At 71.9% G+C, this 11,291-nt stretch carries 9 protein-coding genes and 1 pseudogene; all 10 read left to right on the forward strand.

From position 1 onward, the window contains the following. Positions 1-221 (forward strand): annotated as a pseudogene (locus K206_RS43880) (hypothetical protein); the annotation flags it as partial. Between the two features lie 11 nt (positions 222-232). Further along, complete coding sequence (gene rodA / locus K206_RS0126205) at positions 233-1,375, forward strand: rod shape-determining protein RodA (protein WP_020205343.1); 1,143 nt, start codon at positions 233-235, stop codon at positions 1,373-1,375. A gap of 553 nt (positions 1,376-1,928) precedes the next feature. Further along, on the forward strand, positions 1,929-3,056 hold the full coding sequence (locus tag K206_RS39300) for an LLM class flavin-dependent oxidoreductase (protein ID WP_020423917.1): 1,128 nt from the start codon (positions 1,929-1,931) through the stop codon (positions 3,054-3,056). After that, positions 3,049-4,362: an NtaA/DmoA family FMN-dependent monooxygenase gene (locus K206_RS0126215; protein ID WP_020205345.1), complete on the forward strand. Its 1,314-nt coding sequence runs from the start codon at positions 3,049-3,051 to the stop codon at positions 4,360-4,362. The genes K206_RS39300 and K206_RS0126215 overlap by 8 nt, the downstream gene beginning before the upstream one ends. A 158-nt stretch (positions 4,363-4,520) precedes the next feature. Continuing rightward, positions 4,521-5,621, forward strand: a complete 1,101-nt coding sequence (locus tag K206_RS0126220; protein WP_020205346.1) for an ABC transporter ATP-binding protein — start codon at positions 4,521-4,523, stop codon at positions 5,619-5,621. 20 nt (positions 5,622-5,641) lie between these two features. Beyond that, positions 5,642-6,739: an ABC transporter ATP-binding protein gene (locus K206_RS39305; protein WP_020205347.1), complete on the forward strand. Its 1,098-nt coding sequence runs from the start codon at positions 5,642-5,644 to the stop codon at positions 6,737-6,739. A gap of 53 nt (positions 6,740-6,792) precedes the next feature. Then, positions 6,793-8,307, forward strand: a complete 1,515-nt coding sequence (locus tag K206_RS0126230; RefSeq protein ID WP_020205348.1) for an ABC transporter substrate-binding protein — start codon at positions 6,793-6,795, stop codon at positions 8,305-8,307. Between the two features lie 12 nt (positions 8,308-8,319). Beyond that, positions 8,320-9,270, forward strand: coding sequence for an ABC transporter permease (locus tag K206_RS0126235; RefSeq protein ID WP_020205349.1), 951 nt, complete (start codon positions 8,320-8,322; stop codon positions 9,268-9,270). 2 nt (positions 9,271-9,272) lie between these two features. After that, positions 9,273-10,181: an ABC transporter permease gene (locus tag K206_RS0126240; protein WP_020205350.1), complete on the forward strand. Its 909-nt coding sequence runs from the start codon at positions 9,273-9,275 to the stop codon at positions 10,179-10,181. A gap of 35 nt (positions 10,182-10,216) precedes the next feature. Further along, a complete protein-coding gene (locus K206_RS39310) occupies positions 10,217-11,242 on the forward strand; it encodes a TauD/TfdA family dioxygenase (protein ID WP_020205351.1) in 1,026 nt (341 codons plus the stop codon). Positions 11,243-11,291 lie beyond the last annotated feature (49 nt).

Genomic DNA, 11,291 nt, shown 5'->3' on the forward strand with positions numbered 1-11,291 from the left:
CCTCGGCCGCCGTGGCGGCGCCGCTGATCGACCCGGCCGCGATCCCGCCCGCCTCGGCGGTGCAGACGCTGGACGAGCGCATGGCGCAGGCGCTCGGCCACAGCCGCCCGGCGCCGGCGCCGGCCCAGGCCGCGCCGGCGGCACCGGCCGCCACCGCCCCGAAACCCCGCGCCAGGCCCGTCGCCGCCCCCGGCGCGGGCGGCGCCAACGCTACCCGCTGAAGGAGACGCGCATGGACAAACGCCGCGTCCTGTCATTCATCAAGACCGCGCTGACCGGCTTCGACAAGCCGCTCGCGCTGATCGTGTTCCTGCTGTTCGCCACCGGCATCGTGGCGCTCTACTCGGCCGCCATCGACATGCCCGGCCGGGTCGAGGACCAGTTGCGCAACATCCTGCTCTCCTACGCGGTGATGTGGGTGATCGCCTACCTGCCCACGCAGACGCTGATGCGGGTGGCGGTGCCGCTCTACACGGTGGGCGTGGCCCTGCTGATCGGCGTGGCCATGTTCGGCCTGATCCGCAAGGGCGCGCGGCGCTGGCTCAACGTGGGCATGGTGATCCAGCCGTCCGAGATCATGAAGATCGCCATGCCGCTGATGCTGGCGTGGTACTTCCAGAAGCGCGAGGGCTCGGTGCGCTGGTACGACTTCGTGGTGGCGCTGCTGCTGCTCGGCGTGCCGGTGGGCCTGATCGCCAAGCAGCCCGACCTCGGCACCGGCCTGCTGGTGCTGGCCGCCGGCGTGTACGTGATCTACTTCGCCGGGCTGTCGTGGAAGATCATCCTGCCGCTGCTGGTGGCGCTGGTGGTGGCGGTCGGCCTGCTGATCACGTTCGAGAACGACATGTGCGCGCCCGGCGTGAACTGGCCGGTGCTACACGACTACCAGCAGCACCGCATCTGCACGCTGCTGGACCCGACCACCGATCCGCTCGGCAAGGGCTTCCACACCATCCAGTCGATCATCGCCATCGGCTCGGGCGGGGTGTTCGGCAAGGGCTGGCTCAAGGGCACGCAGACTCACCTGGAGTTCATCCCGGAGAAGCACACCGACTTCATCTTCGCGGTGTTCTCGGAGGAGTTCGGCCTGGTCGGCAACGCCGTGCTGCTGGTGCTCTACCTGCTGCTGATCTTCCGCGGGCTGTACATCGCCGCCAACGCGCCGACGCTGTTCTCGCGGCTGCTGGCGGGCTCGATCACGCTGATCTTCTTTACCTACGCCTTCGTCAACATGGGCATGGTGAGCGGCATCCTGCCCGTGGTGGGCGTGCCGCTGCCGCTAATGAGCTACGGCGGCACCGCGCTGGTGACGCTGGGGATGGGCATCGGCATCCTGATGAGCATCTCGCGGCAGAAGCGCCTGATCCAGACCTGACGCGGGGGCGGGCCGCCCGGCCTCGCGCCGCCTTTCGCGCCACCTCCCGCACCCGCCACACGCCTGCCCGTTCCCCGCGGCAGGCGACACCCACGGGCGCGCCGCCATCCGCCGCGCCGCCGCCGCGCCGCCATGTCTCCGGCGGGCCGGCAAGCCACCCGAATGCGGGACATGCTGCAAACTCCACGCCCGGCGCGGCCCGGGCCGCCGTCCGCCGCGCGGATTCCGCCTCGCCGCGGCCGGATGTGACGGGATCGATATTTCTCCGTCCATGCTCTGATCTGCGTCAAAAACATCGCACTTATGAAGTGCGCCCGCACAACGATGATCCGGGTCCAGGTGGCGCATCGCATTCATGTGGTGCACCACGCTTCTGGCGGAAGATCGTGCCGGGGACCCGCCGAAACCGCCGGATATGCGCCGCGGCGCGCGCGCGCGCCAATCGCCGCCGGGATTTACGTGGCACACCACGTATTGGCACGCCTTTTGCGTTGAGATTCCCTCGACGAAGCACGGTGTCGCCATTTCCCCGCAAACAACGCTATCCGGACTTATGGACCTAACCCTGTCGATCGCCGAGTACGGCCATCATCCCGCAGCACGGCGGGTATCGACCCTGGCGGCTTCGTCGTCGGGTTTCCCGCGCTATGCCGACGTGGTGCGGCGCGCGCAGTCGTGCGCGTTCGACTGCGTGTTCTTCACGTCCGCCGCATCCGCCGAAGGCGCGCCCGCCGCGCTGGCGCCCGACACCACGCCGCTGCTCGGCTCCCTGATCGCGCAGGTGCCGCGCATCGGCCTTGGCGCCGCGGTGGCGCTCGCGCACACCGAGCCGTTCCACACCGCCCGCGCGTTCTCGGTGCTCGACGGCCTGTCGGCCGGGCGCGCCGCGCTGCTGTGCGACCTGCGCTGGCGCGAGGGCGGCGACGCCGCCTTCGCCCATGCGCCGCCGCTCTCGCGCGACGCGCACTACGCGCGCGCCGGCGAATATCTGGAGGTCCTCGCCAAGCTGTGGGATAGCTGGGAAGACGGCGCGGTGCTGGCCGACAAGGAAGCCGGCCTGTTCGCCGATTCGGCCCGCATCCACCCGATCCATCACGCCGGCGCGTACTTCGGTGTGCGCGGTCCGCTGACCGCGGTGCGGCCGGTGCAGGGCCATCCCGTCATGGCGTTCGACGATGCGTCCGCGCCCGGCCTTGCGCTGGCGGCCCGGTTCGGCGACGTGTTCCTGGCCGATTGCGCCTCTCCGGAAGCGCTCGCGTCGCTGCGCGGCGACCTGCGCGCGCTGGCGCGGCGGCAGGGCCGGCCCGACGGCGCGCCGCGCGTGCTGGCCACGCTGTCCGTGGTGCTGGCCGATTCCGACGAGGCCGCGGCGCAGCGCATGGCGCATCTCGACGCGCTGGCGCCGCCGGCGGCGCCGGCCATGCCCGGCTACCGCTTCGCGGGTAGCGCCGCGCGCCTGCGCGAACTGATGGATTCGTGGTACGCGGCCGGCATCTGCGACGGCTTCCACATCGCGCCGGCGGTGCTGCCCGACGATCTGGAGCGCTTCGCCAGCGAGGTCGCTCCCTGCCTCGCGGGGCGCCCGCCGGCGGATGCCGCGCAGCCGGCCGCCACGCTGCGCGACCGCCTCGCCCTCGCGCGCCCTTCCAACCGCTTTTCCGAGGTCTCCGTTCATGGCTAGGCAACTGCACCTGGGTCTGTTCATCTATCCCGGCGGCCACCACATCGCCGGCTGGCGCCATCCGTCGACGCCCGCCGCGGGCGTGACCGGGCTCGACTTCTACCGCACCGCGGCGCAGCTCGCCGAGCGCGGCAAGTTCGACCTGTTCTTCGTCGGCGACACGCTGTTTACCCGCGAGAAGGACGGCCGCTTCTTCGGCCGCCAGGCGGTGTCGAATCTCGATCCGGTCTCGCTGCTGTCCACGCTGTCGTCGGTCACGGACAAGCTGGGGCTGGTCGGCACGCTGTCGACGACGTACCACGAGCCGTTCGCCATCGCCGGCAAGTTCGCCACGCTCGACCACCTGAGCGCGGGACGCGCCGGCTGGAACGTCGTCACCACGTGGGAGGACCGCGCCTCGCTGAACTTCAGCCGGCAGCAGGCCATGCCCAAGGCCGACCGCTACGTGCGCGGCCGCGAGTTCGTCGACGTGTGCACCGCGCTGTGGGACAGCCGCGGCGATTCGCCGGCCGCGCCGGCCCGCCCGATCGACCATCGCGGCGAGAGCTTCACCGTCGCCGGCGCGCTGCCGGTGCCGCGCCCGGTGCAGGGCTGGCCGGTGCTGGTGCAGGCGGGCGGCTCGCCGCCGGGCCTGGAGTTCGCCGCGCTGGTGGCCGAGGCGGTGTTCACCGCGCAGACCGACCTGGCCCAGGCGCGCGAATTCCGCCTGTCCACGCATGCGCGCATGGCGCGCTACGGCCGGCGCCCGGACGAGGTCGTGATCATGCCCGGGCTGTCGCCGCTGATCGGCGCGACCGAGGCGGAGGCGCTGCGCCTGGAGCGCGAGCTGGCCGATCTCGTGCATCCCGAAGTGGGGGTGTGGATGCTGAGCGAAAACCTCGGCTTCCCGCTGTACGACCGCCAGCCCGACGAACTGCTGCCGGTCGAGGCGATCCGCGCGGTGAAGAAGCCGACCGCCAACGCCGACATGCTGCTCACCACCGCCGCGCGCCAGAAGCTCACCATCGCCGACAGCGCGCGGCTGATCGCCCGCTCGCGCGCCCACCACGGCTTCGTGGGCACGCCGGAGCAGCTGGCCGACCTGATGGAGCGCTGGCTGCGCGAAGGCGCCTGCGACGGCTTCAACATCATGCCGCCGTATTTCCCCGAGCAGCTCACGGTGTTCGTGGAGCAGGTCGTGCCGGAGCTGCAGCGGCGCGGCGTGTTCCGCGAGGACTACGAAGGGTCGACGCTGCGCGAGCACCTCGGCCTGGACCGTCCGTCGCCGGGGCGTTTCCAGCGCATGCTGGCGCACGTGCCCGCATAGCCGTCCGTCCCCGGCGCCTGGCCGGCAATGTATCGGCCAGGTGCCGACGAGGCCGCGCCGCAGGCGGCCGGCCTCGTCCCCGCAAGTCCATGTTCTCCCAGCCCCGGAGCCACTGGCATGACGATAGTCCCCCCGCCCGCACCTGACCGGATGCCGGCATGAGCGCGAGCATCCGCATGATGAGGCCGCGCGCCGCGGCCGCGCCGCAGGGCGCGACCGACACGAACCAAGCCGCCGGAGTCGCCGAAGCCGACGCGCCGCGCGCGTGGCAGGCCGCCGCGGCGCCGATCCTGAGCATCCGCGACCTGTCGGTCGCGTTCGGCGCCGGCGCCGCCGCCGTTCCCGCGCTGCGCGGCGTCAGCCTCGAGCTGCACGCGGGCCGCTGCCTCGGCATCGTGGGCGAGTCCGGCAGCGGCAAGAGCGTGACCTCGCTCGCCGTCATGGGCCTGCTGCCGCAGCCGGCCGCGCGCATCACCGCCGGGCGCATCGAGTTCGAAGGGCAGGACCTGCTGGCCATGTCCGCCGCGCAGCGGCGGCTGCGGCGCGGCCGCGCGATCGCGATGATCTTCCAGGACCCGATGTCGTCGCTGAACCCGGCCTTCACCATCGGCGACCAGATCGCCGAGTCGATCACCGCCCACGAAGCGGTCGACAGGCGCGAGGCCCGCCGCCGCGCCGTCGAGCTGCTCCGGCAGGTCCACATTCCGTCCGCCGAGCGGCGCTTCGACGACTATCCGCACCGCCTGTCGGGCGGCATGCGCCAGCGCGTGATGATCGCGATGGCGCTGGCCTGCAACCCGCGGCTGCTGATCGCCGACGAGCCGACCACGGCGCTCGACGTCACCGTGCAGGCGCAGATCGTCGAGCTGCTGCACGAGATCCGGCAGGAGCGCGGCACCGCCATCGTGCTGATCTCGCACAACCTCGGGCTGGTGGCCGGGCTGGCCGACGACATCGCGGTCATGTACGCCGGACGCGTCGTGGAGCACGGCCCGGCGCACCGCGTGATGGCGCATCCCGAGCACCCGTACACGGTCGGCCTGCTGGGCGCGGTGCCGCGCGCCGAGCCGGGCGACCAGCCGCTGGTCGCCATCGGCGGCAGCGTGCCCGACCTGCGCACGCTCAGCGCGGGCTGCGCGTTCCGCCCGCGCTGCCCGTTCGCGCTGCCCGACTGCGACACCGCGGCGCCCGCGCCGCGGCAACTGTTCCCCGGCCATCGCGCGGCCTGCCACGCGGCGCCGCTCGGAGACACGCCATGAATCCTGCCGCGCCGGATGCAATGACCACCACGGCCACCATGCCCGCCACGCCCGCCGCCGAGGCGCCCCTGCTGCGCGTGCGCGGCCTGAAGAAGCACTACAACGCGGGCGGCCTGTTCGGCCGGCGCGGCCGCGTCGCCGCGGTCGACGGCGTCTCGTTCGACATCGCCGCCGGCGAGACGCTGGGCCTAGTCGGCGAGAGCGGCTGCGGCAAGTCCACCGTCAGCCGGCTCATCCTGCGCCTCATGGATGCCAGCGCCGGCTCGGTGGCATTCCGCGGCACGGACCTGACCCGGCTCGGCCGCGCCGAGATGCACAACCACCGGCGCGACATCCAGCTGGTGTTCCAGGACCCGTTCAGCTCGCTCAATCCCAGCATGACCGTGCGCGAACTCGTGGGCGAGCCGCTGGTGGTGCACCGCGTCGACCTGCGCTCGGGCATCGAGCGGCGCGTGGCGGAGCTGCTGGCGATGGTCGGCCTGAACGCCTCGCACATGGACCGCTATCCCCACGAATTCTCGGGCGGCCAGCGCCAGCGCATCGGCATCGCCCGCGCGCTCGCGCTGGAGCCGCAGCTGATCGTGTGCGACGAGCCGGTCTCGGCGCTCGACGTGTCGGTCCAGGCGCAGGTGCTCAACCTGCTGCGCGCGCTGCAGCGGCAGACCGACGTCGGCATGCTGTTCATCTCGCACGACCTGATGGCGGTGCGCCACGTCGCCCACCGCGTGGCCGTGATGTACCTCGGCCGGCTGGTCGAGACGGCGCCCACCGGCGCGCTGTTCGGCGCGCCGCGCCACCCGTACACGCGCGCGCTGCTGGATGCCGTGCCGGCGCTGGAAGCCGGCCAGCGCCCGCGCATGGTGCTCGGCGGCGACCTGCCCAGCCCGCTCGATCCGCCGCCGGGCTGCAGCTTCCATCCCCGCTGCGCGTTCGCGACCGAGCTGTGCCGGCGCAGCGCGCCCGAGCTGGCGGCGGACGAGTCCGGCCACGGCTGCGCCTGCCACCACTGGCGCGAACTGCCGCCGTGGCAGGGGCTGAGCCCGTCGCTGACGCAGCCGCCGGCGCCGCGGCTCGCGCGCCTGCTCGAGCGGTTCCGCCAGCCCGCCACGCCCGCCTGACTCGCCACCTCACCCGTCACCGCCCCCATCCAACCCGCCACCCCCGACATCCCATGCGCAAGCTCCCGTCTCTTCTCTTCCTCACGCTCGCCGCCTGCCTGGCGGGCCACGCCGCCGCCCAGGGCGTGCTGCGGATCGGCCTGAACGAGGACCCGGACACGCTCGACCCCACGCTCAACCGCCTCGCCACCGGCCGCCAGCCGCTGACCGCGCTGTGCGACAAGCTGTTCGACGTCAAGACCGACCTGACGCTCACGCCGCAGCTCGCCGCCGGCTACGAGATCGCCAAGGACGGCCTGTCCGTCACGCTCAAGCTGCGCCCCGGCGTGAAGTTCCACGACGGCGAGCCCCTCGACGCGCAGGCCGTGCGCTACAACATCGGCCGCCACATGCAGCTGCCGGGCTCGCTGCGCCGCAGCGAGCTGAGCATGGTCGACCACGTCGACGTGGTCGACGCGGCCACCGTGCGCTTCGTGCTCAAGGCGCCGCAGGCCAACCTGCTGCTGTTCGGCCTGGCCGAGCGCGCCGGCATGATGGTCGCGCCGCAGGCCGCGCAGCGCCTGGGCGACCGCTTCGGCTCGCAGCCGGTGTGCGCCGGCGAATACCGCTTCGTCGAGCGCGTGCCGCAGGGCCGCATCGTGGTGGAGAAGTTCACCGATTACTGGGACGCCGCGCAGACCAGGGGCGATCCGGACCGCATCGAATACCTGCCCATCAGCGATTCCACCGTGCGGCTGTCGTCGCTGCGCTCGGGGCAGATCCAGATCGCCGAGCGGCTCACGCCGGCCGACCTGCCGCAGCTCGCCGGCGACGCGCGCGCGAAGATCGTGTCGGCGTCCGACCTCGGCTACCACTACATCCGCTACAACAGCGGCAACGGCGCGCGCGCCTCCACCTTCCGCGACGTGCGCGTGCGGCGCGCGGTGGACCTGGCGATCGACCGCAGGGTCCTGGTCAAGGCGCTCTTCAACGACCAGTACCTGGCCGGCAACCAGTTCGTCAATCCGAACAGCCGCTACTACGACAAGGCCCATCCGGTGCCCGCGCGCGACGTCGCCGCGGCGCGCCGGCTGCTGCAGGAGGCCGGCGTGCCGCGCCTGGCGTTCTCGCTGCTGGTGCCGCCCGAGCGCGAGCGCCAGGAGGCCGCGCAGATGATCCAGGCGATGCTGGCGGAGGCCGGCATCACCATGAAGATCGAGACCCAGGAAGACGCGGTCATGCTGCAGAACGCCCGCCGCGGCGACTTCGACGCGATCTTCAACTTCTGGAGCGGGCGCCCGCATCCGGACGGCAACATCTACGCGCACATCGCCTGCAGCGGGCCGCAGAACGACTCGAAGTTCTGCGACCCCGAGCTCGACAAGGTCATGGTGCAGGCCCGCGAGGCGACCAGCGACGGCGAGCGCGAGCGCCTCTACCGCCAGGTCAACGCGATACTGGCCACCGACTATCCGGTGTCGGTGCTGTGGCATCGCCGCACCTTCACCGGGCTGAGCACCAAGGTGTCGGGCTTCGTGCCGCACCCGGACAGCACCATCCGGGTCAAGGGCATCCGGCTCCAGCCCTAGGAACGCACGGCCATGAGATTCCTCCTGTTCATCGGCCGCCGCATCGCGCTGGCGCTGCCGACCGTGCTGATCCTGTCGACGTTGATCTTCCTGCTGCAGCGCATGCTGCCCGGCGACCCCGCGCTCGCGCTCGCCGGCGGCGAGGCGGTGGACGCGCGGATGCTCGACGAGATCCGCCACAAGTACGTCCTGGACCTGCCGGTCTACGTCCAGTACGGACGCTGGCTGGCCGGCGCGCTGCACGGCTACCTCGGCGTGTCCATGCGCAACGACATCGGCGTGAGCGAGCTGCTGGCCGGCAAGCTCGGCATCACGCTGCAGCTGGCGCTGGCGTCGATGGCGATCGCGCTGGCCATCGGCATTCCGCTGGGCATCGTCGCCGCCACGCGCAAGGGCCGGCTCGGCGACGCGGTGGCCAGCGGCCTCGCGCTGACCGGCATCTCGATCCCGCATTTCTGGCTGGGCATCCTGCTGGTGCTGGCGTTCTCGGTGCACCTGAACTGGTTTCCCGCGTCCGGCTACGTGCCGTTCCGCGAGGACCCGGTGCGCAGCGTGATGGGCTTCGTGCTGCCGTCGATCGTGCTGGGCACCGGCATCGCCGGCGTGCTGATGCGCCACATGCGCAGCGCCATGCTGGACGCGCTGCAGGCCGACTACGTCCGCACCGCGCGCGCCAAGGGGCTGAGCGAATGGCGCGTGGTGCTGCGCCACGCGCTGCGCAACGCGCTGATGCCGGTGGTGACGCTGGGCGCGATCGAGTTCGGGCAACTGCTGGCCGGCGCCGTGCTGACCGAGCAGGTGTTCTCGATCCCCGGCTTCGGCAAGCTGCTGGTGGACAGCGTGCTCAACCGCGACTACCAGGTGGTGCAGGGGCTGGTGCTGGTGTCCTCGGTCATGTTCATCGCCGCGAGCCTGCTCGCCGACGTCCTGTATTTCGTCATCAACCCGCGCCTGAGGACCTGACGATGCCGACCATCGCCCCGCAACTGCCGCGCCCGGCCGCGGCCCGCCGGAAAAGCCACCCGCAGAGCCGCCCGCAGAGCCGCCTGCGCTCGGCCGGCCGGCGCCTGCTGCGCAGGCCGTCGAGCGTGCTGGCCGGCGCCGCCATCCTGCTGTTCGTGCTGGCCGCCGTGCTGGCGCCGTTCCTGGCGCCCTACGATCCGCTGCAATCCGATTTCCTGATGATCCGCAAGGCGCCTTCCGCGCTGCACCTGCTCGGCACCGACGAGGTCGGGCGCGACGTGCTGTCGCGGCTGATCTGGGGCGCGCGCGCGTCGCTGCTGGCGGGCTTCCTGCCGGTGCTGGTGGCGTGCGCCGTGAGCGTGCCGCTGGGCGTGGCGTGCGGCTACGCGGGCGGCTGGCTCGACATGCTCGTGATGCGCGTGACCGACGCGATGCTGGCGGTGCCGTTCCTGATCGTGGCCATCGCGCTGGCCGCCTTTCTCGGGCCGGACCTGCGCAATTCGATCCTCGCCATCGGCGTGGCGGCGCTGCCCACGTTCCTGCGCCTGGCGCGCGCCGCGGCCATGACGATCCGCGCCGAGGACTACGTGGAGGCCGCGCGCGCCGTGGGCGCCTCGCCGCTGCGCATCGCGCTGCGCCACATCCTGCCCAACATGCTGCCGCCGCTGTTCGTGCAGGCCAGCATCACCGCCGCCGCGGCCGTCATCGCCGAGGCCTCGCTGTCGTTCCTCGGCCTCGGGCAGCAGCCGCCCGCGCCGTCGTGGGGCAGCACGCTCAACGCGGCCCAGCAGTACATGACCACGGCGCCGTGGATGGCGATCGCGCCGGGCGCCATGATTTTCGTGCTCGTCATCTCGCTGAACGTCTTCGGAGACGGGCTGCGCGACGCGCTGGACACCCGGCGCCGATGACTTCCAGATCCCCCTTACCAGAACGGAGAACCGAAATGCAGGCAACAGTCTGGACGCAGCCCGTCGCCACCCCGCAGGCGTGGCGCCGTGCCGACCTGATCGACAGCGAGAGCTGGCAGTGGTGGCTGAGCGGCGCGGAACAGGACGAGATCGCCGCGGCGCTGCGCCACGCGCAGGCCGGCGGCGTGCCGATGCTGCACTGGCAGCAGCGCGACTTCCCGCTCGGCGCGCTGCGCGAGCGGCTCGCCGCCCTCGCCGCCGAGGTGCGCGACGGCATGGGCATCGTGCTGCTGCGCGGCCTGGACATCGCCGGCTTCAGCGACGAAGAGGTCTGCATGATCTACTGGGGGATCGGCCTGTACCTGGGCGAGCCGCTCGGCCAGAACCCGAAGGGCGACCTGCTCGGCCACGTATTCGACCAGGGCCGCGAATACGGCCGCATCGACGTGCGCGGCTACGAGACCAGCGCCTACCTGCCGTTCCACACCGACCGCGCCGACCTGCTCGGCCTGATGTGCCTGCGCCAGGGCCTGTCGGGCGGGCGCAGCAGCTACGTCAGCGCGCTGTCGATCTACAACATCATCCTCGCCGAGCACCCGGAATACCTGGGCCTGCTCTACAACGGCTTCTACTACATCCGCCGCGAGGAGGCCCTCACCGGCAAGGGCGTGTCGGCGCTGCCGCTGCCCGTGTTCGGCCACGAGAACGGCGTGATCCGCTGCCGCTACATCCGCAACCAGATCAACGCCGGCGCCGAGAAGCGCGGCGTGCCGCTGACGCCGCTGGAGCGCGAGGCGCTCGACTTCTTCGATGCGCTGACGCAGCGCGAGGACCTGCGCGTCGACTTCACGATGGCGCCGGGCGACATCGCCTTCTGCAACAACCTGACCATGCTGCATTCCCGCACCGGCTTCGTCAACGGACCGGAGCGGCATCAGCAGCGCCACATGCTGCGGCTGTGGCTGCGTTTCCACCAGCCGTGGCCCATCTCCAGCCTGTTCGGCGAGGACGGCAACTACGTCCTGCACGAACGCGGCGCCGTGGTCTCGACACAGACCTGAGCGCGCGGCCGTCGTCCGACGGCGCAGACCGCTTCCCCGGCGCCGCGGG

This window comes from Cupriavidus sp. WS, assembly GCF_000395345.1.
Taxonomy (GTDB): domain Bacteria; phylum Pseudomonadota; class Gammaproteobacteria; order Burkholderiales; family Burkholderiaceae; genus Cupriavidus; species Cupriavidus basilensis_B.